The 24,957-nt window shown below is 47.7% G+C and carries 16 protein-coding genes; 8 read left to right on the top strand and 8 right to left on the bottom strand.

All coding sequences use genetic code 11. From position 1 onward, the window contains the following. Nucleotides 1-858: 858 nt before the first annotated feature. On the bottom strand, nt 859-1,830 hold the full coding sequence (locus tag PGW97_RS18475; protein ID WP_273860396.1) for a CHAD domain-containing protein: 972 nt from the start codon (nt 1,828-1,830) through the stop codon (nt 859-861). A 316-nt stretch (nt 1,831-2,146) separates the two neighbouring features. Here PGW97_RS18475 and hppD point away from each other — a divergent pair, with 316 nt between their 5' ends. The 4 genes from hppD (at nt 2,147) to PGW97_RS18495 (ending at nt 7,897) form a co-directional block, all read left to right on the top strand. Then, a complete protein-coding gene (hppD, locus tag PGW97_RS18480) occupies nt 2,147-3,223 on the top strand; it encodes a 4-hydroxyphenylpyruvate dioxygenase (protein ID WP_217392509.1) in 1,077 nt (358 codons plus the stop codon). A 721-nt stretch (nt 3,224-3,944) separates the two neighbouring features. After that, a complete protein-coding gene (locus PGW97_RS18485; RefSeq protein WP_273860397.1) occupies nt 3,945-5,948 on the top strand; it encodes a PTS mannitol transporter subunit IICBA in 2,004 nt (667 codons plus the stop codon). Nucleotides 5,949-6,066: 118 nt separating this feature from the next. Beyond that, a complete protein-coding gene (locus PGW97_RS18490; protein ID WP_273860398.1) occupies nt 6,067-7,212 on the top strand; it encodes a mannitol-1-phosphate 5-dehydrogenase in 1,146 nt (381 codons plus the stop codon). Nucleotides 7,213-7,366: 154 nt separating this feature from the next. Next, a complete protein-coding gene (locus PGW97_RS18495; protein WP_047884602.1) occupies nt 7,367-7,897 on the top strand; it encodes an MltR family transcriptional regulator in 531 nt (176 codons plus the stop codon). A 261-nt stretch (nt 7,898-8,158) separates the two neighbouring features. On the opposite strand, the gene PGW97_RS18500 is transcribed toward PGW97_RS18495, so the two are convergent. The 3 genes from PGW97_RS18500 to PGW97_RS18510 form a co-directional block, all read right to left on the bottom strand. After that, the gene (locus tag PGW97_RS18500; protein WP_273860399.1) at nt 8,159-10,105 is read right to left on the bottom strand and encodes a glycogen debranching protein; all 1,947 of its coding nucleotides are present in this window, start codon (nt 10,103-10,105) and stop codon (nt 8,159-8,161) included. A gap of 62 nt (nt 10,106-10,167) precedes the next feature. Beyond that, nucleotides 10,168-10,989 carry a MalM family protein gene (locus tag PGW97_RS18505; RefSeq protein ID WP_047884600.1) on the bottom strand — a complete coding sequence of 274 codons (822 nt, stop codon included), beginning with the start codon at nt 10,987-10,989 and terminating at the stop codon, nt 10,168-10,170. 148 nt (nt 10,990-11,137) lie between these two features. Then, nucleotides 11,138-12,379: a maltoporin gene (locus PGW97_RS18510; protein ID WP_047884851.1), complete on the bottom strand. Its 1,242-nt coding sequence runs from the start codon at nt 12,377-12,379 to the stop codon at nt 11,138-11,140. A gap of 1,014 nt (nt 12,380-13,393) precedes the next feature. Between PGW97_RS18510 and PGW97_RS18515 the strand changes: the two genes are divergently transcribed. Further along, complete coding sequence (locus PGW97_RS18515) at nt 13,394-14,596, top strand: potassium/proton antiporter (protein WP_047884599.1); 1,203 nt, start codon at nt 13,394-13,396, stop codon at nt 14,594-14,596. 196 nt (nt 14,597-14,792) lie between these two features. Here PGW97_RS18515 and PGW97_RS18520 read toward each other — a convergent pair whose 3' ends face one another. Next, complete coding sequence (locus PGW97_RS18520) at nt 14,793-14,972, bottom strand: hypothetical protein (protein WP_047884598.1); 180 nt, start codon at nt 14,970-14,972, stop codon at nt 14,793-14,795. Between the two features lie 404 nt (nt 14,973-15,376). Beyond that, a complete protein-coding gene (gene malK, locus PGW97_RS18525) occupies nt 15,377-16,486 on the bottom strand; it encodes a maltose/maltodextrin ABC transporter ATP-binding protein MalK (RefSeq protein ID WP_273860400.1) in 1,110 nt (369 codons plus the stop codon). 606 nt (nt 16,487-17,092) lie between these two features. Here malK and malE point away from each other — a divergent pair. From malE to malG, 3 genes are all read left to right on the top strand, one after another. Further along, nucleotides 17,093-18,274 (top strand): maltose/maltodextrin ABC transporter substrate-binding protein MalE, encoded by a 1,182-nt coding sequence (malE, locus tag PGW97_RS18530; protein ID WP_217392515.1) that lies wholly within the window; start codon nt 17,093-17,095, stop codon nt 18,272-18,274. 117 nt (nt 18,275-18,391) lie between these two features. Further along, nucleotides 18,392-19,945, top strand: a complete 1,554-nt coding sequence (gene malF, locus PGW97_RS18535; RefSeq protein WP_242551992.1) for a maltose ABC transporter permease MalF — start codon at nt 18,392-18,394, stop codon at nt 19,943-19,945. Nucleotides 19,946-19,958: 13 nt separating this feature from the next. Continuing rightward, on the top strand, nt 19,959-20,849 hold the full coding sequence (gene malG / locus PGW97_RS18540) for a maltose ABC transporter permease MalG (protein WP_047884595.1): 891 nt from the start codon (nt 19,959-19,961) through the stop codon (nt 20,847-20,849). Between the two features lie 832 nt (nt 20,850-21,681). Here the strand turns inward: malG and PGW97_RS18545 are convergent. Next, a complete protein-coding gene (locus PGW97_RS18545; protein WP_273860401.1) occupies nt 21,682-22,245 on the bottom strand; it encodes a DUF1415 domain-containing protein in 564 nt (187 codons plus the stop codon). 194 nt (nt 22,246-22,439) lie between these two features. Then, nucleotides 22,440-24,494: an exoribonuclease II gene (locus tag PGW97_RS18550; protein ID WP_273860402.1), complete on the bottom strand. Its 2,055-nt coding sequence runs from the start codon at nt 24,492-24,494 to the stop codon at nt 22,440-22,442. Nucleotides 24,495-24,957: the final 463 nt, after the last annotated feature.

The following is a 24,957-nucleotide window of genomic DNA, read 5'->3' on the forward strand; positions in this document are numbered from 1 at the left end:
CGTCATCCCTTATAGCTTTTGTTAAGTTGTTGTTGTCGCAGAGTGTAAAGCAAACAACCGACAGCGCATATTTCCCTTTATAATAATTGTGCAGGGTATAACACGTTGCTATGTGCAATATTACATTTTCAAATGAAATCAGATCATGATCAGGAATAACTTTGAAGAATTAATTGAAATAATTTTCAAGTTAATCTGACACATAGTGTCAACATGAGGAAGGAATGGGAAATACTGGCTTTTAATGTGTAATAAGTCAGTAATAGAGGATAACTCTAAAGTGGTATTTTCTTCTGGGCTAACGGTGATATCGATCTCATCATCATGCTGTTGGCTAACTGGCTGTCGTTAGTGCGTGAGTCAATGTTAGTAAGTTGGTCGGTGTGTGCAGTACTGAATGCGTGAATATCAAGATAGTTAAAATGTTGAATTGAGAATCTGGGAGAGTGGAGCCGGAGCGGTTTAAGTACACACTGACGATAGCTAAGACGTGTAAAACACAGGCTGTGTTTAATTAAAGCTGTGTGAATAAAGCTACGTGTAAATAAAGATACGTTTAAATAAAACCGAGTGCAAACAAAGCCCAGTGCAAACAAATCCCAGAGCAAAAAAGCCATGTACAGCTAGGTTGGCTGTTGATGTAAGCATCAGTTATTTGATACAAGGAAAAAAAGATTATCTCGGCAACCATTGTGACTAAAGGATCATTTCAACCGTAAAATAGTTTTGACAAAAACACACGCGATGGTGAGTTAGGATTTGAAATTGACACCCTAACCATTGCGTACCAAATAAGTCGTTCTCCAGAAGTAACGTGTATGACGAAATATGCGAAGCGACAGCTGAATGAACTGAAATTTACTTCTTGTGTTTTTCGTACAGCTGGTAGAAAAGGTCGAGATTTTTGGATTTACGAAAAATATTAATCTGTTCAATGGTTTCCTTTTTATCATGCTGGTGTTTGCTTTCCGTTTCCCGGATTAGTTCTTCGATGGCCTTGTGCTGAAATGCCGGTGATTTCTGGCTGCGGTTGTAATGCTGTAAAAAAGCCAGCTGTACTGAGGAATCATTGAAATTGCCTAACGTATCCTGCAGTGATTTTAAATGGGTAATTTGTTGTTTCGCGGCCTTCTTTGGCAGAACTGGAGCAAAATACTCCAGCAAATAGCGCAGCTTTTTACATTCAATGCGTAAAGCATGAATGTTGGTATCCGGTGACTTTGGCGTTATCTCCAGGCAATAACTTTCGACCTGCTTAAAGTGCTGCCACAGAGAGTCGTGGGCAATGGTGTGGGTTTCGACTTTTCCGGCGTCACGCGGCTGCTCTTTCATTTCTTTCAGCAGTCCAATAATTAGCTGACATTGTTGTTCATAATTTTCTGACTGCAACCATACTTTGAGCTCTGTCAGGCTGTTCAGACGTTTATCCTGTAGGCCGTCAAAAAAGCTAATCAAACCTTTATGATACTTATGATCTAACAGGAAAAAATAGTTTTCCATGTTAAGCAGGAAAACATCCAGGTCGCGGATCAAGTTGGTGCGCAGCATCAGCGTTTTCAGTTCGTTTTTCAGCATATCGCGTTGCGGCTTGTAAAACAGTGGTTTCAGTAAGCTGATCAGAGCCCGGCAGCGGCGCAAAGCAATCCGGTACTGATGGATAAACTCCTCATCACTGTCTTCCAGAATGCCTTTTTCGTGGCGACGGGCGTGCTGAAATTCATTCAATAAAAAGTGATAGGTAGGCAGGTAAATTTCCGCCGAAGGGGTAAGAGGAGTGGCGGGCTTTTTCTGTTTGGGAAGCCGAAGTTGATCGCGCTTTTTGACTGACATTGCTGACCTCGTATGTTCGCCTGTCGGATACTGAAAAAGAACAGGTACCTATAAATTTAGATGGTTTTGTTAACAAGTGGAAAGGCAAACTGTGAGAGAGAATGAACAGGATGATTGTTTTGTGATCAGGCAGTTATTTACAACGCCGTACGTGGAATAGTGCTGAGTCCAGATTATTTGGCAAGGTGGGTTTACGAAAGGTGTTTACAAATAATTAACATCATTTGCGGGCTCAGATTTCTCTTCCAATTGGGTTGCTGCTAATCCTATAGGAGAAGAAGGGCAGTTAAAGCCCGTAGCATTAACTCTGAAAAGGATGAATGAGATGATCGAGAACCCACTAGGAACGGACGGCTTTGAGTTTGTGGAATACACAGCACCAACTCCTGAAGGAATTGCAAACCTTAAACATCTGTTTTCGCAAATGGGGTTCGCTGAAGTCGCCAAGCACAAACATAAATCGGTATGGCTTTACCGCCAGGGAGACATCAACTTCATCATCAATGGTGAAGAGCAGTCTCAGGCGTCAGGTTTTGCTGGTGTGCATGGTGCAAGCGTCAACGCAATGGCTTTCCGGGTTGCTGATTCTCAGGCTGCGCTTGAATACGCAGTTGTTCAGGGTGCAACGCCTTGTGCAGCACAAGCAGGTCCGATGGAACTGAACATCCCTGCGATTTACGGTATTGGTGAATCGTTGATCTATCTGGTTGATCGTTATGGTCAACATGATATCTATGAAATTGACTTTGATTATTATCCGGATTACCAAGAACGTTTACAGGCGGTTGGTGCAGGGCTTCAGACAATTGATCACCTGACCCATAACGTGAAACGCGGCAACATGGATTTGTGGGCAAGCTTTTACGAGCGCATTGCTAACTTCCGTGAAATTCGCCACTTTGACATTAAAGGTAAGGTGACGGGCTTGCTGTCGCGTGCTATGACGGCACCATGTGGAAAAATTCGTATTCCAATCAACGAATCAAGTGACGACAAATCGCAGATTGCAGAGTATCTGGATCAATACAATGGTGAAGGCATTCAGCATATTGCACTGAGCACTGACGATATTTTTGCGACAGTATCCAAGCTGAAAGAGGGCGGAATGCTCTTTATGGATACACCTGATACTTACTATGAGGCTGTGAATAAGCGCATCCCTGGTCATCATGAAGATCTGGCTAAACTGAAAAACCTGAAAATCCTGATTGATGGTGATGAAACCGGTATCTTGTTGCAAATCTTCACTGATACCGTTATCGGCCCTGTCTTCTTTGAGATTATCCAGCGTAAAGGTAACGAAGGCTTTGGTGAAGGTAACTTCCAGGCACTGTTTGAATCGATCGAACTGGATCAGATTCGTCGTGGTGTACTGGATGTGGAAAGTAAATAAGTCGCTTATCCATAGCCACAAGATAAGCGGTAAAGCCAACGCTTAATGTCATCAGATAAGAACTCATCTAACAAAGCAGGTGTTATTGAAATGCCTGCTTTTTTGTTTGGGCTGTTTCTGTATTTTATGGGGTCTGCACTATTTTCGTTGTTCGCGCTGGCAGAGGAGGAGGAGGGGCTTCGCAGGCATTGCGAGCCTGTAAATAATTGCGTGTAATGCACTTCGATTCATAAATCATATTCTATGCTTCGTAATCTAGTCTGAATTTCTTCCTGAATCATGTCCCGTCCTTTCATGTAATAAATTTACATATCGTCACTTTCTGATAAGAGTATCAATTACTTCGAGCCGTGAAATAATTATTGATAGTGATAACGATCACTTTATTGGTTTCTGTAAGGGTGTTGAAATTCAGTTAATGTGATTTACATCACTAAGTGATTAATGTGTGTACTTTCATTATGTGTGATCTATGTTTTTAATTTAATGTTGACATTTTTTATTGGTTTTAAATGTATGAAATTTTCATTTCGGATTTGTAAGTGTGGTCGCTAAAAAATGGCTTGGAGAGGGTGAAAGTGAGGCGGGTGTCACGAAAAACCCGTTATCAGTTCCGCTTTGAAATTCTGTGGTAGATTGGTTGTGTTCGAAGCAACCGACGGTTTTGGCGAACCGTTTCCTACAACAGAAGACAAAACAGAACATCAAACGGGGGTTCACTATGATATCACCAGATGCCAAGATCAAAATACAAAATTTTGGTCGATTCCTATCTAACATGGTCATGCCCAATATCGGGGCATTCATTGCATGGGGCTTTATCACCGCCCTATTTATTCCTACCGGCTGGCTGCCGAATGAAACGTTAGCCAAACTTGTCGGTCCGATGATTACCTATTTACTGCCCCTGCTGATCGGCTATACCGGTGGTAAACTCGTGGGTGGCGAACGGGGCGCTGTTGTCGGTGCCGTAACCACCATGGGGGTGATTGTCGGAACAGACATCCCTATGTTCATGGGAGCCATGATTGTCGGCCCGATGGGCGGTTGGGCCATCAAACGATTTGACCGAGCTATTGAAGGGAAGGTCAGAAGCGGTTTCGAAATGCTGGTGAACAACTTCTCTGCGGGTCTGATAGGGATGATTTGCGCCATTGTTGCGTTTTTCATGATTGGCCCGTTCGTGAAAGTGTTGTCAGGTGGGTTGGCGGCCGGTGTTAATTTTCTGGTTGATGCCGGATTATTACCACTGACCTCCATTTTTGTTGAGCCGGCAAAAATCCTTTTCCTGAATAATGCCATCAATCACGGAATTTTCTCTCCGCTTGGTATCCAGCAAGCCAATGAGATGGGCCAGTCTATCTTCTTCCTGATTGAGGCAAATCCGGGGCCTGGTCTGGGTGTGTTACTGGCTTACATGGTATTTGGTCGTGGCACGGCGAAGCAAACCGCTGGCGGTGCATCAATTATCCACTTCTTTGGTGGTATTCATGAGATTTACTTCCCGTACATTCTGATGAATCCACGTCTGATTCTGGCGGTTATTGCGGGCGGGATGACGGGTGTGTTTACCCTGACAATGTTCAACGCCGGTATCGTGTCACCGGCATCACCGGGCTCTATTTTTGCGGTACTGCTGATGACACCCAAGGCCTCATTCGTGGGAGTGATTGCGTCAATCATTGCCGCTACCGCTGTGTCTTTCACTGTTGCATCCGTACTGCTGAAAACGCAACGTGAGTCTGAAGAAGACGACGGGACGTCACTGGCGAAAGCCACCTCACAAATGAAGGGCATGAAAGAAAGTGCTAAAGGACAACCAGCCGATGTAACGGCTAATCGAAAAGACGATATCAATCTGGCTCATGTGCGCAGCATTATTGTAGCGTGTGATGCCGGGATGGGCTCCAGCGCGATGGGGGCAAGCCTGCTACGTAAAAAAGTGCAGGAAGCCGGTCTGAACATCAGCGTCACTAACTGTGCCATTAATAGCTTACCGCAAGAGGTAGATATCGTGATTACTCATAAAGATCTGACGGATCGCGCGCGTAAGCATGCGGCCCATGCCAAACACCTTTCTTTGACAAACTTCCTGGACAGCCAGGTATACAATGACCTGGTGACCAGTATTCTGGCTGCTACCAGACCAGAAGCGGCGAATGATGCCAATATGGTGAATGTTTCACCGATCGCCGCCAATGATGATTGCTTTAATAAGGATGACGGCTTTAATGCTGACAGCGCTGCGCAACATAGCGGCAGTGAGGCACAACAGCCGCAGGTCTTCCAGATTCAGGCGGAAAACATCCACCTTGGGTTGCAGGCTGGCAACAAGGAAGACGCGATTCGCTATGCCGGTGAGCAACTGGTTCGGTTAGGCTACGCGGAACCAGAGTATGTGGACGCGATGTTCGAACGAGAAAAAATGGTGCCGACTTACCTTGGCGAGTCCATTGCCGTGCCACACGGTACCGTCGAAGCTAAAGACCGTGTCATTAAAACCGGTATTGTAATTTGCCAGTACCCATCAGGTGTGTGCTTCACTGAGGATGAAGACGACGTCGCCAAACTGGTTATTGGTATTGCCGCAAAAAATGATGAACATATTCAAGTTATTACCACCATCACCAATGCTCTGGACGACCCAGATGCCATCGAGAGGCTGACTCAGACCCGTGATGCCAGTGAAGTACTGCGCATTCTTGCGGGTGAGCAGGCTGCCTGATCGGCTGCTGACGGTTAATTGAGTAAATCTGAGGTCGGCCTCTGTTGCTGTCCGGCCTCATTCACTCTCTAGCATATTGAGAGTGATGATAAATGCATTGATGTTGAAGGATTTGAATATGAAAGCAGTACATTTTGGCGCAGGTAACATTGGTCGAGGTTTCATCGGTAAATTATTGGCAGATGCGGATGTCGCGGTCACCTTTGCTGACGTGAATGAGCCGCTGGTGGATCAACTTTCTCACCAGCAATCCTATAAAGTGAAAGTAGTAGGCAGTGAATGTAAAATTGACACGGTTACCCATGTAACCGCGGTCAACTCGGCCAGTCCGGCTGTGATAGAGCAGATCATTCACACCGATCTGGTGACCACCGCCGTCGGCCCAAACGTATTGGATCTGATTGCAAAAACCATTGCGACGGGATTGACCCATAGGTTTGAGGCCGGTAACAACCAGCCACTGAACATTATTGCCTGCGAGAATATGGTTCGTGGCACCAGCCATCTCAAGCTGGAGGTGTACAAGCATCTCAATAATATCTATCACCAGCAGGCCGATGAGTGTGTTGGGTTCGTAGATTCAGCGGTTGATCGTATTGTTCCGCCTGCTGAAGCGGCTAATGATGACCCGCTGGAGGTGACTGTAGAAAGCTTCAGCGAGTGGATTGTCGATAAAGATCAGTTTAAAGGCGAGATTCCGGCCATTGAGGGCATGGAAACCACGAATAACCTGATGGCTTTTGTCGAACGTAAGCTGTTTACCCTCAATACCGGCCATATTATTACCGCCTACCTCGGTGCATTGAAAGGGCATCAGACAATACGTGATGCTATCGAAGATGCTGAGATCAGAGCTGAAGTAAAAACAGCCATGCAGGAGAGCGGAGAAGTGCTGATTCGTCGCTACGGTTTTGACCGAGCACTGCACCATGCTTATATCGAAAAAATCCTGTCCCGTTTTGCCAATCCTTACTTGCGAGATGAAATTGATCGGGTCGGTCGTCAACCTATTCGTAAACTCGGAGAAAATGATAGATTAATCAAACCATTACTCGGTACAATTGAATACGGTACGGAAAACGGTACGTTGTTGAAAGGCATTGCTGCCGCGCTGAAATACACCAATAACACCGATCCGCAAGCAGTAGAGCTTCAGACGGTTATTCGGGAAAAAGGGTTGCGAGCCGCACTGTCACAGTACACGGGATTGTCTGCTGACAGTCAGGAGGCAGAAAAAATCGAAGCGATTTACCAGACCTTGTAGTTAACTGCTTGGTAGTTGAACTGCTTGGTAGGTAACCGCGTTCGATATTTCACCCTGATTTGTCAACGTGACATTGAAACGCATCAGGAAGGCCGGGAAGGGCGCAGGTCCTTCCCCTGTTACCCCCCTGATTTATTTAGAGAAGACAGTTGTTATGGCACAGAGTGACCAGGAGTCAGACATTCTTGAAAGGCTAAGTGAGGCGCCGACAGCTCGGGGATTTTTCATTTCTACGGTGGAAATTTTCGAAGAAGCTGTTGATGCCCTTGTGCAGCGCATTTTTCGGAAGGATGATTTCGCGGTGAAATCTGTCGTCGAACCGTTGCTCGGGAGTGCAGGGCCGTTAGGGGAGTTGACCGTCAGACTGAAACTGTTGTTTGGTCTTGGCGTCGTTTCCCATGATGTCTACGATGACATGGATGCAATCATCCGCTTGCGGGATTTCCTCAATAAGGAAAGTCAGGACTACGGATTTACTGATCCGGCTATTCTGGAGCCGATTAAAACGCTGAAAGTAGTACATAAGATGGGCGTGGTGCAGCTCGATATTCTGCCGCCGGATGATGATACTGATATTGCGTTTTATCAGATGCAACTGGCACGGCAAGAGCAAGTTATCCGCTCGGCGCTGGCGTTGGCCGTATCCAGTATTTGTACTGAGCTCGACAAAGACAGCCCGTTCTGATCGGCGAAAACGGTTTTACGATCTCTTTTCTTCAATGGCTCTGAAGCCTGCATCCTGTCGTATCTTGTGCGATTAGCACAAAGACGGATGACTCCCTGAGATATCAATCAGGAAGTATGAACCAGGTAGTGTTTCTCATCAGCCATCAGCCCGGCGAGTAACGCCGGACTGATGTTTTGAGGGACTTGACGACATCAGAGCAGAAACAGGCTTCTTTTGTGTCAGCTTGCTCTGCTTGATACCGTTTCCCGCACATCTCCATCAGGTGTTTATTGAAGCAGATTGCCGACAAAGTATCGTCATCGAATGGGCGCTTTGCATATAGGTGGTTTGAATCTCCCTGCTGCACACTGCCAGCTCAGAGGTATCACAAATAATTTTCCAACGGCTGTTTTCGGGCAGACGATACCGGGTCGGAATCTCAGAGCCATTAAACAGAAACATCAATTCATCACCGTGTTTATCCAGTCCTAGGATTAATGCAAACGCTTCGATGTGTTGCCAGTCATCGGCATTCATTGGCGTTCCGTTTGAACGCAACCAGTTCACCCGGTGACGACCGCGATCGTGGCCGCTGAAGGCTTGTATAAACGGTGTCATGTAGGTTTGTCGGGCGTCAACCATGCATGACAACCAGCGCTTGAAGTCTTCTTTGTCCTCACCCGGTGTCCAGTCAGCCCAACTAATGTCATTGTCCTGACAGTATGCGTTGTTGTTCCCTTTTTGGGTATGCGACAAGGCATCAACCGCCAGAATATGGGGAATCCCAAAACTGAAGAGCAGGGTGGTCATCAGGTTTCGTTTTTGGCGTTCACGACGAAAGCGTACGGCATAGTTATCGGTGTCACCCTCAATGCCGTGGTTCCAGGAGCGGTTATCACCGTGGCCGTCACGGTTGTGTTCACCATTTGCCATGTTGTGTTTATGGTTGTAAGACACCAGATCTTGCAGGGTAAAACCATCATGGTAGGCAATATAATTGACTGGCAGTTTATGCGGCCAGAGCCCCGCACTGACCAGATCACGGGAACCCATGATTCGCGTAGCCAGCTCTCTGACATTATTGTCACGACGGAGCCAGTAGCTTTTCACGGTATCTCGGAATTTGTCGTTACATTCATTCCACGGTGACGGAAAATGGCCAAGCTGGTAGCCGTCTGGGCCAATATCCCAGGGTTCGGCGACCAGCTTGATACGCTTAAGCACCGGATCCTGCGCTATTGTTTTAAAAAACGCGCTGTCGGGTGCGAAGTAATGGCCATGACGTCCCAGTGTGGCCGCTAAATCGAAGCGGAAGCCGTCAATCTGGAACTCATTTACCCAGTACCGGAGGTTATCCAACACGATGTTCAGGCTGGGCTGATAGGTAAGATCGACCGTATTCCCGCAGCCGGTATAGTTGATGAAAGACTTGTCATGGTTCAGCAGGTAATACTTCTTGTCCAGCAACTTCAGGTGGAAGGCCGGCCCCTCTTCGCCGCCTTCAGCCGTATGGTTGAAGACCACATCAAGAATGATTTCAATGTTGTGCTCATGGTAGGTTTTCACCAGCTGTTTCAGCTCAGCAATCGGGTCTTCTGATGCGAAGCGGGCATCTGGTGCAAACCAGCTGAGTGGGTTGTATCCCCAGAAATTAGTCAGCCCTTTTTCCTGTAAATGCGGCTCGTCGTAACTGGTCGCAATCGGCAGAAGTTGCAGTGTAGTCACCCCGAGTGTTTTGAAATGCGCCAGAATGCTCGGGTGACAGAGGCCAAGGTATGTCCCACGAATATGTTCAGGAATACCAGGGTGCGATTGGGTGAAGCCTCTGACATGGACTTCATTGATGATGGTGCTGGCACGCGGAATGCGTGGATGGCGACTATTGCCCCAGTCAAAGGGTTGATAATAGGTCACGGCAGCCGGTACTTGCGTACTGAATGGATTCTCTGCCAGGCGAGTGGCGTACGAATCCAGAATCCAGACGATGTCATTGCCTTGTTTGCCCTGGTACGCGTATTTCACGCCATTGCCAAGGTCATGGATAAAGACAGAGTGAACACCGTGATTATGTGCAAATAGTGGGATAGTGCAGGGCTGGTCGTCGTGATCAAAAATAATCAGATTCAGGTGGAGGTGTGAAGGCGCGTGAATAGCAAAATTACAGCCTTCTTCCGATAGGGTCACACCTAAATCATGTGGTGAACCTGTTTCGAATTGCCAGTTCATGTTTCCCTCGAACAACGAATAAAGGCTGCCAAAGCAGCCTTTTATTACAGCAAAGACATCGCTTAGTGCTTCTCAACTGCCTTGATGAAGGTAGAACGGGCGTCTTTAATGCCCAGGCGTTCAGCCTCATCCAGCAGCTTCATTGCCTTATCTATATCTCCATTAATGACAGCGTTTTCGATCGAATTCAAGTAATAGCCGCGACTCTCTTCCATCGCTGGAGCCTGATCGGGGATGGGTTTGTTGAAGGTTACGGCTGCATTATCGAGCTGTGGCGAGGAGATACGCATGGCAAACCGTCCATATGGACTGTGTTGTGCGTAGGGATTCGGGATATCCGGCTCAACGGTGTGGCGCGCACGGGCATAGGCTTTAGCCGGGTGCAGCATCTCAGTCGACTGCTGAACATCTTGCGGGGTGGTGTACACCAAAATACGGACTTCATCGGTATTGTAGGCAGGCACAAAACTGAAATCGCCTTCTACACGGTCGCCGTCGAGCAACTTGGCTGGCTGGTAAGCGAACTGGTCGAAGCGATAGTTCTCCAGTTCCTTGTTGTTCTGATCAAGAATCTTGATGTTCGGAGCATAAATGGTGTTGTTAGCAAAGCTCTTTAGCTTCAGGGTGATAGCCCCACGGTTGGCGGGCACCTTGAAGGCCGCTATCGGGCCGGCACTGTCAGCGGCGTAGTAGGTCTGGCTCTTGGTATTCAGTTCAAAAGCGACATCTGATGGCAGTGATAGAGGTTTCCAGTCAATTTGTGCCAGTGAGGCATTGCGTTGCGCAGCTTGGGCGGCAGACGCTGAAGTATCAACAATATTCTCATTGCTGGCACAGCCACCTAGCAGAGCGGCAGCAATACAGAGGGGAAGCAGTTTTTTCATATTATCTTTACACCTTTTATGTGGCTGTATTTGAGCTCATGCGGTGAAATAGAGCATGAAATCAAATACAGCCAGTCTCGGGAGAGACTGGCTGTGGTATTACGTGTCGTGGTCAGTTATCACAAGATAGTGACCACCAGACAGTCGATTACCACCAAGCTTCAGCCTGGATACCTACGTTGTACTCAGTGTCGTTACCAGCACCGAACGCATTGTCGTTGTCGTAGTCAGACAGGTAGCTAGCGTAAACACGGATTTCAGGACGTGCCCAGAAGCTGTCGCCGGCAGACCATGCCTGAGCGATAGTGAACTTGCTTCCAGACTTGTCTTCACCTGATTTATCTTCGTCGTAGTAACCGGCTTCGAAGATAGTCTTCATGCTGTCATCCCATTTGTACATTGGACGAACCACAGCACTGAAGATGGAGTGGTCTTTAGCGTTATCAAATGAGGTATTTGCGTAAACCAGCTGGTGGCCGATTTCCCAGCTCTTAGCTGGCGCAATCACACCCCAGTTGATGATACGGTAGCCTTCTGCATCGTCGTTAGACGAAGCATTGAAGTAGTGACCGGCACCCAGGCCTGCCATTTGCTCACCAAAGCCTTCTGTACCGTACTGCAGAACAGTTTTGTTGAAACCACCCAGGAAGTTACCTTGAGTCATTTCTGCTGTCAGCATCACACCATCGTTGTAGTTGTTGCCGACTTTCTGAGCGTCTGTTTCGTTAACCATGGCGTAGTTGACGCCCAGTTCCAGACTGGCATCAGACCACAGACCGATGCCGGCGTAACGCACGTCGAAGTTGTTAACGTTCACATCGCCAGAATCGTCACGAAGCCATGCAACAGACAGTTTACCTGCGCCAAGAGAAAGGTTTTCTACACCGGCACCTGCACCAGACGTATCCCAGTAGTAGAAGTCAGAAATGTGGATATCATGACGTTGGTAGTAGCGCTTACCTGCCCACAGAACCGCCTCTTTGTCGCCGCTGAACAGGCCTTTCGCCTGAACATTGAACTGACGCAGTGCAACGCCCAGGTCGTCTTTACAGTTGATGGTGGAGTTTGATGATTCGAACTCACACGTTGAGCCAGTGCCTTCCCAGTCGTTTGAACCGTTTGATGTTACAGCCAGCATAGAGTCAACGTAGAAAGACTTACCATTCTGGTTGTACACTTCTTTGCCCAGACCAATTTCGCCGTAGACGTCGTTTTCGTTACCCAGACGGCCAACTTTGGCTTTCTCGTAAGAAAGGTTTGCGCCGTTTTCACCGCTGATCCCAACACCTGCACGCATGTAACCATGGAAATCTACACCGCTTTCAGCAAATGTCGCAGTGGACATCAGTGCAGCAGACACTGCCGCGGCAGTCAGACAAATCTTGTTCAATTTCATTACTGAAACTCCTTCATGGAACGTTATATTTTTTTATTTGCTTATAAAAGGTGGTGGGCTTCTTACGGATACAACCCGCCGCCTGAAATCCATTTGTAAAATGGGCGGGTTGTGTTCAAACCCGCCGGACCAGTAGGGTCACGTTCTCAAATAAACCGAGATAAGCGTGAATTCGACAGTGAAACTCACAGTGTTTACCTGATGCGTTTATATTGAGCCTCACCTGACGCATAAACATCCTCCTCCTCCCTCCTCCCTATGAGGATAGGAGGGAGGAGGAGTGTCCAGATCACGTTTTGTAGCCTTGGTATGGGGTGGAGGCATAAATTAGGGTTAAGTTGTGGTGCAGATCAAAATTTGAAACCTTTTGAGGCGGGCTGAAAGAAATTTAACATGACGATTATCACAGGTTTAGAGGCGTAGAAAGTGGCGTAAGGCGCCGTTTGATAAGGGCTCATTGTCACAAACTGCAAATTATCGTGATGAAAATCGCATAAAAATTTTGTGGTTCAATGTGTGGAAACTTGATGTTCATCACGATCAAATGCGGGAGAAATCAGGCGTGCTTTCAGAGGGAAACCCAGACTTATATTCATCATGCCGCTCTTTTGTCTGATAAAGGGGATTTTCAGCAAGTCTGCGAATCGAGCATCTAAAATGAGTATGAAAGAGGAGCATGAAACTGAGAGAAAAACGTTAAAGCATGACTGCCGTTATCACATCAGATACCACTTTTATTAAGAACAGAAAAAAGTGCCCCTGATTGTTGAACCGATGAATATCTCTGATAAGAGTAAGAGCGAAAAAAGTCGATGAAAAGGCGAAGAGGCACAGAAACAGCCAGACAGTCCCAGTAAGACTTTTCCACGATTATCGAATGGTAAAAATATGCGCGAAATTAGTTGTTTTTTAACAGGTTGAAATGATTATTTGGTCTATTTCTTTGCCGGAAATTAACACTATTAGCATATACTAGTGCAAACACTTTCCTTGGCTAGGAGAACTCTATTGACCTTACAAATTGCATTTGTACTTATGGCTTGTCTGGTGGCGTTAGGCATCCTGCTGCATCAGCCATCTAAAACACTGGGTATCCCCTCGTTGCTGATTTTCATTGGTGTCGGACTGATGTTCGGTAACGGGGAATTTAACTTTATTTACGATAATCTTGCACTGACCTCACTGATAGGCTCAATTGCCCTGAATGTAATTGTATTTGTGGGTGGCCTGAATACATCGACCAGCGCGATTCGGGTGGCGTTTAAAGAAGGCGGTATTCTGTCCACCATTGGCGTGCTGCTAACGACAGTGCTGCTTGGCGGCATGCTGTACTTTATTACGGATTTCAATTTCCTGGCCTGTTTGTTATTTGCTGCCGTGGTTTCATCAACTGATGCGGCGGCGGTATTTTCGATTCTTGAATCCAAAAAGCTTAAGCTGAAGCACAACACAGACACTGTACTTGAGTTCGAATCTGCGACGAATGACCCGGTGGCGTTGCTGATGGTGACTATCCTGACCGGTATTCTGGCGATGTCTGGTGATCCTGTTACCGTCGGATCCATCACGGTCACGCTACTGCAGCAAGTCGTGGTTGGACTGCTGGTGGGTTACGCTGTCGGAAAAATCTGTGTCGGCCTGCTAAATGCGATCAAACTTGAAGAATACGGTCTTATTCCGGTATTTGTGATGGCCTGCTTCTTTATTGCTACTTATGGCGGCGAATTGCTGGGCGGCAACATCCTGATCGCGTCGTACGTATCAGGCGTGATGATTGGCAATAATTTGCAAAGGGGTCGGGAAGTCAGCCGGCACTTCTTCAACAGCGTGTCGTGGCTGGCTCAGGCTCTGATGTTCATCATTCTGGGTTTGCAGTTCTTTCCGAAGGAGCTGTTCAGTGATGCCCTGGCGTCAATTTTGCCTGCGATAGCACTGATTTTTGTGGCTCGCCCGGCCGCGGTATTCCTGAGTTATCTGCCGTTTCGTAAGGTTGAGCGCAATAAGAAGCTGTTTATTTCCGCAATTGGCCTGAAAGGCGCAACGCCTATTGTGTTTGCGTTGATTCCGGCTGCGGCGGGTGTAGAAGGCGCACAACAAATGGCGCATATGGTGTTCTTTATTGTTCTGATTTCTGTTGTCTTGCAAGGCGCAGCATTGGAGCCTCTGGCAGACAAGCTGGGGCTACGTCAGGATGAGGAAACCTCAGCCTGAGCTTCTGTCCCTGTTGGCAGTGGCGGGAGACGGTGAGGCAAAACACGCTTTGTAGATCGTTGACTGTTCGGCCATTAAGGCAAAGTCAGATAAGACGTTAGATAAACAGAAAGCAAAACGCTGAAAAAACGGGCACGTTTGAACGTGCCCGTTTTTTTGTACCTATAACGCGGGTAGCGCTATCTGGGGAGGATCATTATTCGTCAGGGTAAATCCTTCCTTCAATTGAGTACGGCTCTCTGCTATCAAACAGACTTTTTTGACCTTTAAGCTTTTTCACTTCATTTTCCAGCATTTTTGCCTGCTGATAGTCGCCTTCCTGGTAGGCGAAATAGATACGCTGTTCAAGATCTTCGATTCTGTCACGATGGTTCATAGCTCGCTCCTCAATCAAAGTGACCAACATCAGGGGGGCTCAGCCCGGGTGTAAAATGGTGACACGGGCAGACCCATTATCCTAAGTGGGTACGTATTAAGTGTAGAATTGGTTCACTGTACGCTCCATGTTGATCCTGTATTGGGGACTCGATAGGGGAAGAGGAAAACCTGACGGAGTGACTCTGCCAAGGTGAACGAAACAAAAACGGCCGGTTAGAAAACCGGCCGTTTGGATTAATTATCTCTTGGATTATTTATCTCTTGGAATATTAAGGCCTCGCATATTAGGTCTTAGTTGCTTAATTAAAGACCCGACAGCTTAAAGAACTCAGTGTTCAACGATAAATGCCTGCTACCCCGAGTGTTTGCAAGGCATCGACCATAAAGGCTGCTCTAGCTGCGTTAGACACCATCTTCCTGATGCAAGCGACGGCAGGCAGTGCCATCACGATGGAACAGATGGCAGCGATGCGCAGGAATACCAACCGAAAAACGTTCGCCGGAATCGATAGATAGGGTGTCTGACTGACGGTAGATGAAGTCTGCATCCACGCCTTCCAGTTCCAGGTAAACCTGTGTCTCGTGGCCCAGTTTCTCGACAACCAAAACGCGGCCTTCAATGCAGGCATCACCGTCGTCGCAAGGCACCAGGTGTTCAGGGCGCACCCCTAAAGACATGCGGTCACCTTTGGTCACCGTCGTACCGTCAACCTGAATCCAGAATGCTTTGCCGTTCGCCATTTGCACCATCACTCGGTCACTTTCCACTTCTTCAATGAATACGCTCATGAAGTTCATCTTCGGTGAACCGATGAAACCTGCTACGAAACGGTTTTGCGGATAATGGTATAGTTCCAGTGGTTTTCCGACCTGAGACACAAATCCGCCATCAAGTACCACAATCTTGTCAGCCAGAGTCATGGCTTCAACCTGATCGTGGGTAACGTAAATCATGGTGCAGCCCAGCTGCTTGTGTAGCTTGGCCAGTTCGATACGCATCTGCACACGCAGGGCAGCGTCGAGGTTAGAGAGTGGTTCATCAAGCAGGAAGACGTTAGGTTGTGCGACCAGTGTACGACCGATGGCCACACGCTGACGTTGGCCGCCAGAGAGGGCTTTTGGCTTGCGCTCCAGCAGATGTCCGAGTTGAAGAATTTCTGCCGCGTGGTCAACACGACGTTTGATTTCCGCCTTATCGGCTTTGGCCAGTTTCATCCCGAATGACATGTTGTCAAACAGGTTGAGGTGAGGATACAAAGCGTAAGACTGGAAAACCATGCCGACTCCGCGCTGAGAGGGCGGCACGTCGTTCATGCGTTCTTCACCAATAAACAGGTCACCTGATGTGATGTCTTCCAGACCGGCGATACAACGTAGCAGGGTTGATTTACCGCAGCCCGATGGACCAACAAATACCACAAATTCCCCTTCAGCGATGTCAAGATCGACATTCTTGGAAATCAGGTTATCTCCATACGCTTTACAAACGTTTCGTAAAGTCACACTCGTCATCGAGCTTATCCTCTAAGTTTGTTGTTGCCTGTAAGGTGCAATGATATTCAGCTTGCACCTTACCGGTAAAGAATCCTGAACGGCAGTTGAAAAAAAGGGGTAGCGTCATCACACATCGCTGACGTGAAATGAAGCGCTACCCTGACTCAATCTACTCCATTTACTTCCCCAAGAAATAAAGTAGCCCTGTCGTCTCCAATAAAGTGGTCACAGTGAAAACAAAAATAAATCGTCAAAAGCGTCTTCAACTACCCCGATGAGTATGGAACCAATTTTACCCAGACGGGCATGCTGAACATCCTCCTTATTGATAAATAAAAAGGGGGATGAGGGGGGGAGGAGTACATGGATCACACTTTATAAACCTGTACACCGATAATGAAAAAACGGCAGGTTACCATGTGCGCATAATCACAAATGCACCTCATAATTAGATCTGCGTCACCATCCGAGATGACCAAGATCACGCTTTCAACTTAGAGGGGGTGGGGGCGTAGGGCACAGGATGATGTTCAGTGCCTTTTGAATATGGATGATAGACCCTGACAATTTTGTTGCAGTCAGGTTCTGCAACATTGCAAATAACAATCACGAAGGATGTTAATAATGAAGAAAGTCCTCAGCACAGTCGCTTTATGTACCCTTGCTGCTCTTGGCTCCGTTCAGGCGCACGCTGCGATTGAAGAAGGTCAACTGACCATCTGGATTAATGGTGATAAAGGCTATAACGGCCTGGCAGAAGTGGGTAAAAAGTTTGAAGCTGACACGGGTATTAAAGTAACCGTGTCACACCCTGATGCGCTGGAAGAGAAATTCCCGCAAATGGCTTCTACAGGTGATGGCCCGGACATCATTTTCTGGGCACATGACCGTTTTGGCGGTTATGCGCAGGCTGGCCTGCTGGCTGAAATCAAACCTTCTGATGATTTCAAAGCCAAGTTTGTTGATTTCACCTGGGATGCAGTTTCTTACAGCGGTAAGTATGTGGGTTACCCGGTTGCAGTTGAAGCACTTTCTCTGATTTACAACAAGGATCTGGTTGCCAACCCACCGAAGAACTGGGAAGACATTGCTGCTCTGGACAAAGAACTTCAGAAAAAAGGCAAGCGTGCCATTATGTGGAACCTTCAAGAACCGTTCTTCACATGGCCAATTCTGGCAGCTGATGGTGGTTACGCGTTCAAGTTCACAGCGAATGGCTATGATGCCAAAGACGTGGGCGTGAATAACGAAGGTGCCAAACGTGCCATGAACTTCGTGAAAAACCTGGTCGACAAAGGTGTGATTGCAGCAGATGTTGACTATTCTATTGCTGAGTCTGGCTTCAACCAGGGCAATGTGGCAATGACCATCAACGGTCCTTGGTCCTGGTCAAACATTGATAAAGCCGGCATCAACTACGGCGTAACGCTGCTGCCTAAGTTGAACGGTAATCCGTCCAAGCCTTTCGTTGGCGTACTGACTGCGGGCATCAGCACGGCGTCGCCAAACCAGGATCTGGCTGTTGAGTTCCTGGAAAACTACCTGCTGACTAACGAAGGTCTGGCTAAAGTGAACAGTGACACCCCTCTGGGTGCGGTCGCTCTGAAATCCTTCCAGCAAGAACTGAGCTCTGACAAGCGTATTGCTGCAACTATGGATAACGCAATGAACGGTGAGGTAATGCCAAACATTCCTCAGATGTCTGCCTTCTGGTATGCCGAAAAAGCGGCAATCACCAACGTAGTAACAGGTCGTCAGTCAGTGGATGATGCACTGAATACTGTTGCCGAGCGTATGACGAAGTAATTGCTTCCATAGTTATACCGTCACAAAGGGGGAGGGGACTCCCCCTGTTCAGAAGTACTGTGAGGATCTCTAATGCAGTCTCATCAAGCGGCCGATATGTCAGTTGTGAAGACCGATATGGCAAATCAATCAAAGCCAAAATTAAGTGCCAGCCATAAATCCTGGTTGAAGTGGGCTTCGTTAGGGTTAGTCAGTTTTATAAACGGCTACGCTACCATTCTTATGTATGCTCGCGGTGAGTATGCATTCGCCCTGTTAACGCTCGTTTTGACTTCACTGGGCGTGTATATTTTTGCCCGTAAGCAAACCTACGCTCACCGTTATATCTTTCCTGGCGTGGCCGGGATGATTCTGTTCATCATTTTCCCGCTGTTATATACCGTCGGCTTGTCATTCACCAACTACAGCGGCAGTAACCAGCTGAACCTGGAGCGTGCGCAGAATGTACTGATGCAGCGCACTTACCAGAGCGGCGACAGCTATAACTTCTCCCTGTATGAGCAGAATGGCAATTTCAGCATCGCCCTGAAAGATGGCGATCAGTGGTACAGCACTGATTTCTATGATTTGAAAGCACTGCCGACTGATGAAGATGTGGCACTGCGCCCGGTGGATGTGCCTGCTGGCGAACAAGCACCACTGAAGACCGTGATTCAGAACCGGACCGGTATCAGTGGCCTGGTGCTTGCCACGCCGGGTGGTACAGAGCTGAAAATGTCTGGTCTGCGTCAGTTTGCGGAAATTCAGCCGCTGTATGTGTTGCAAGAAGATGGCGAGACGTTATACAACACCCGTGAAGACAAGACACTGAAACCAAACTATGAGATTGGTTTCTACCAGCAGGTTGATGATAACGGTAACTTTGTCGGTGAACCGATCGCACCGGGCTTTATTGTGAATATCGGTATGGATAACTTCGCCCGCATTATGTCGGATCCGGGTATCCAGCAACCATTCTTCAAGATTTTCATCTGGACCGTTATCTTCTCGGCGCTGACCGTTGTGCTGACACTGGCTGTTGGTGTGATTCTGGCTCAGATTGTTTCATGGGAAGCATTGAAAGGGCGTGGTGTTTATCGTGTCTTGCTGATTCTGCCTTATGCGGTACCAGCCTTTATTTCGATTCTGATTTTCAAGGGGCTGTTCAACCAGAGCTTCGGTGAAATTAACCAGCTACTGCAAGGACTGTTCGGGTTGAGCCCGGCGTGGTTTACGGACCCGTTCCTGGCGAAAACCATGATCATCATCGTGAACACCTGGCTGGGTTACCCGTACATGATGATTTTGGCCATGGGTATGCTTAAGGCGATACCGGATGACTTGTACGAAGCCTCTGCGATGGATGGTGCCGGCCCGCTGGATAACTTCTTCAAGATTACGTTGCCATTGCTGGTCAAGCCGATGATTCCTCTACTGATTGCCAGTTTCGCATTTAACTTTAACAACTTCGTGCTTATCCAACTGCTGACCAATGGTGCGCCGGATATGATTGGTACCAGTGTTCCTGCTGGTCATACAGACCTGCTGGTAAGCTACACCTACCGTATCGCATTCGAAGGTGCAGGCGGTCAGGACTTTGGTCTGGCCGGGGCAATCGCGACAATTATCTTCCTGCTGGTTGGTGGTCTGTCACTGCTCAACATGAAGTTCACCAAGCTGGAATCAGAGTAAGGAGTGCTGAAAAATGGCTATGGTTCAACCTAAATCGCTTAAATATCGTATTTGGGCAACCCATATAGGTATGTGGTGTTTCCTGGCGCTGATCATGTTCCCGCTGCTGATGGTGATTGCGATTTCCTTCCGGGAAGGTAACTACGCATCCGGTGAGCTGATCCCAAGCAATCCATCTCTGGAGCACTGGAAACTGGCGCTGGGTATCGCTGTACAGAATGCTGATGGCTCTGTAACGCCACCCCCGTTCCCGGTACTGACCTGGCTGTGGAACTCGGTGAAAGTGGCTGGCTTGACCGCAATTGGTATTGTGGCGCTGTCTACCACGTGTGCTTATGCATTTGCCCGCATGAAATTTGCAGGTAAAACCATGATTTTGCGCTCGATGCTGATTTTCCAGATGTTCCCTGCTGTACTGGCTCTGGTTGCTCTGTACGCGCTGTTCGACCGTCTCGGCGCCTACGTGCCATTCCTGGGTATGAATACACATGGTGGGGTGGTATTTGCCTATATGGGCGGGATTGCCCTTCACGTTTGGACAATCAAAGGTTACTTTGAGTCGATTGATAACTCTTTGGAAGAAGCCGCTGCGCTGGATGGGGCAACCCCATGGCAGGCATTCCGTCTGGTGCTGCTACCGTTGTCAGTGCCTATTCTGGCGGTGGTCTTTATCCTGTCGTTCATTGCTGCGGTAACGGAAGTGCCGGTTGCATCGCTGCTGTTGCGTGAAGTCGACACCTACACGCTGGCTGTTGGTATGCAACAGTATCTGTACCCTCAGAACTACTTGTGGGGTGACTTCGCGGCGGCTGCGGTATTGTCGGCGCTGCCAATCACCCTGGTATTCCTCCTGGCACAGAAATTCTTGGTTGGTGGCCTGACAGCTGGCGGCGTGAAAGGTTAACGGCAGCCTTTGAACCGAGTCTTCCGTAAAGCGAGTAGCTTCTGGAATAAATAGCGAAAAAGTAAAGCACATCAGGGCCTGCATATGCAGGCCCTTTTTTATGTGTTTATTCGCTTATATTTGGCGAGTTAACTGAGTCACTATCAGGTTTTGAAAAATGAGATTTCAGTGTTTGAAGTGAATGTTTGACGAGAATGAATACGGTCAAACGATATTATATGAAACGTTAGGCGATGGCTGATTTATTATTAGATTTATCAGGAAATTGATAATATAACGTATTAAATTTGATGAGTTTTGTAGTCTTTTTTATTTCCCATTCAGCTTGAGACTGTTATTATAATTTGTGTGGGGTATGTTGAGTACCTCATCTAATAACCTTAATAATAACACGCTTGTCGGTTCACTTAGGCAAGTGTTTTAAGCCGGAGTCTGACGTTGGTTTGGCCGCCGATCCGTCAGCAATAATTCGCGCTTATCTATATTGGCGTTGCTGCATAGCTGGGCTTGTTTTCTTTCGGGAAGGCAAGTTGACCTTAGTAACCGAACCCGATATCCATGGTCGGGTTTTTTTATATCTGTAATTTCACGCTCGCGTTTTCTGTGTTGCCTTTCTGTGTGCTTCTTTTGTGAACGTCATTTATGAGCTTCTATTTATAATGGCTTTCTGAGTGGATTCCTCGCAATGCGCTCTCGATCCCTAGATGCCAAGTCACTTAAGCCGCTATTCAGGACAGCTAAGTCAAGACAGCTAAGGCAATGCCCTAAGCCAAGGGACAAAAAACGCCTGTTGAGATAAAACCCAACAGGCGCTTATGCAAATCAATACGGATTACTTTTTAAGAAACGGGAACAGCGTTGCCACTTCCTCTGGTGTCAGGGCTTCTACCCGTTCAATGTTTCGCTCCGGGATCCCTTCAGGGTCAGGATAGTGTTTCAGAACTTTTTCCATGCTGTCTTCACGGATCAGATGGAAAATCGGGTAGGGCGAGCGATTGGTCAGGTTCTCTGCATCATCTGGGTGCGTGCCGTAGAAGCAGTAGTCCGGGTGGAAACTGGCAATCTGATAAATACCATCATAACCGGCTTGAATAAGCAGGCCATCAAGAATATCGAGAAACTGATTGTAGTCATCGAAACTCTCAAACAGATTCGGGGTGACAACCAATGTCGTTTCGAGCTCATCAACAGGCGTCGTATCAAGTTCCTGCATCTGGCGGTAGATGTCTTCCAGCGCATCATTTTCTGTTGAAGCCTCACTGACGTGAATCTTAATTTGTTTATTGCGCTGTGGCTTAGCGGCAAACGGACACAGGTTCAGTCCGATCACGACGTTGTCCAGCCATTGCTGGACGGCAGTATGAACCGTGTTGTGATCTGATGTTGTTGATGACATAGCTGACTTCTTTTCGTAGTTATTGTACGTATTCGTTTAATCATGTTTGCAGGCAAGCAGATTGGTTGCACTGCGGATCGTAATGACAGCCTGAAAACTCAGGTAAGCAAAACAATCAATGTGTCCTGAACAAAGTATAAGGGCCAGCATCTGCTGGCCCTTATTATTCTGAACAGTTTTTCTGAATCAGCGAATTATGCTTTTTCAGCTTCTGTTGTTACAGACGCTTCAGTCGCCGCAGATTCCACCGCAGGGGCAGTTGTTTCAGCTTCTGGCTTGTCTGATGGCAGATCAGGGTACTGCTTCACTGGTTTCGCAACCAGCTGACGGGTAGCAGCACGAACTTCAGCAATAACCACTTCGAAGTGGTCACCCAGTTGGTATTCGCGCACTTTGTCGATATTAATGATACCCAGATCGCCGTTACATTCGATACGCTCTTTGTTATCCAGGATAAGCGGAGCAGGAATGAAGGCCGCAGCACCGTTTTCTAGCAGACGCACGCGCATACCGGCACGGTTGATATCGAATACCTCAGCTGTGAAGACGGTACCTTCTTTAACAGCATCTTTCAGTAGGCGAACGTATAGCCAATCAGCCACATCACGTTCAGCCATGCGATGGTTACGACGGTGCGTTGCAATTTCTTCACCTACGCTGTCATCTGGCGTTTGTACCGGCTCCAGACCTGAAATCACCGCTTTCAGCAGACGATGGTTAATCATGTCGCCGTATTTACGGATAGGTGATGTCCAGGTCGCGTACACATCCAGACCCATTGCGTAGTGTGGAGCTGGCTTGTTGCCCACTTCACTGTATGCCTGGAACTTACGCAGACGATTGTCCAGATAGGTAGTGTCCTGATCGTTCAGCCAGCGGCGCAGCGCACTGAAACCTTCAAGCGTCAGCAGATCGTCTTTTTCAAACGGAGCTTCAGCGTTAGTCAGGAATTCCATCGCTACATCCAATTTTTCCGGATTGAAGCCGCTGTGGAAGTTGTACACACCCAGACCGAATTTTTCTTGCAACACGCGGCCTGCACAGATGTTAGCTGTGATCATGGCTTCTTCAATCATGCGGTTTGCAGTACGGCGAGGATCGGTATGAATCGCGATGACATCGTTATCTTCGCTCAGCTCAAAGCGGTAATCAGGACGATCCGGGAAAACCACGGCATGCTTGGCGCGCCATTCGCTGCGTGCGTTGGCCAAACCATGCAGGGCTTTAACCTGTTCAATCACGACGTCAGACGGTTCCCAGCCTTCACACTGGCCATTTTCCAGCAGATCAGACACATTGTCATAAGCCAGGCGGCCGTGAGATTTGATCCACGCTGCGAAGAAGCTGATATCGTTCTGAATAACACCGTCTTTATCGATGGTGACACGACAGCACAGAGCCGGACGGGTCTCACCTTCCATCAGAGAACACAGTTCGTCACTCAGTTCACGTGGCAGCATTGGGATATTACGGCCTGGCAGGTAGATGGTAAAACCACGCTGACGGGCTTCATCATCCATCTTGTCGCCAACGGTAATGTAAGACGTTGGATCCGCGATAGCGACCGTCAGTTCAAAACTGCCGTCTTCGCGAGCAACTGTATAGATGGCATCATCCATATCTTTGGTTGACTCACCATCGATAGTGATGAATGGCAGATCAGTCAGGTCCTGACGCTCCAGGCCTTCTTCCAGCATGCTCCAGCTTTCCTGTGGGGCTGGTTCTGCATTTGGCAGATCGTGACGTGCCAGAGTTACCCACCAAGGCGCAATTTTGTCATTGCTGTCAGTGATTTTCTCTTTCACTTCACAGAAGAAAGTTTTGTTATCACCGACCAGCGGGTGGCGGGTCATGTGAGCAACTACCCAGTCACCTTCTTTAAGAAGTTCAGGATTCAGACCTTTAACAGGGCGAGCCTTGATAGCGTCCTTTAGTTGCGGGTGATCCGGCACGACATGCAGGCGGTCGCGGATCAGTTTAATGCGGCCGATAAAACGGCTCAGGAAAGGCTCAATCAGTTCTTGCGGTTCAGCAACTTCACGCTCTTTCTCTGTACGAATTACAGCGATAACACGGTCACCGTGCATCACGTTCTTCATATAGGTCGGTGGAATGAAATAACTTTCTTTGTTATCGACTTCAAGAAAGCCGAAACCGCGGTCAGTGGCTTTGATGCTGCCTTCTTTCTTAGGAAGCGTTTCCTGAATCTGTTTTTTAAGTTGTGCTAGTAAAGGATTATCTTGAAACATTATGCCCGGTCTCAGGTTGTTAACTCGGACACTATAAAGTTTTCGGCCGCTAAAACCAAGTTTCTCGGGAGGAAGACACAGGAATGTCACAGAAAGATATACTGAAAAGAGGCTCAAATAGCGGATGGTATAAAAATTGTGACCGATAAGGCTGCTTATATATGTATCCGTTATAAAGGGTAAGGAGCAAGGGGGAAGGGACACGTTGCGGGCTAAGAAACCCAGCGATATAGCTTTGGTTTCAGCCAGCAATAAGCAGTAAGTGGCTAGCTGAAGCAATCGGCTTAGGAATGTCGGAATAGGCATAAAGAGGGCTAAACGTAACGGTTTTGTGAGCTGTAGAACGTAATAATTGAGCTAGATGCGTTGTTTTTAAGACGGGTTGTGAAAAGCCGACGTGGGAGCGAAGCAGAACGGTGTATTCGGCGCCGTTATTTAGGGAAAGCCATGAAATTACTGTGTT

Source organism: Photobacterium sp. GSS17 (assembly GCF_028621875.1).
Lineage (GTDB): Bacteria > Pseudomonadota > Gammaproteobacteria > Enterobacterales > Vibrionaceae > Photobacterium > Photobacterium ganghwense.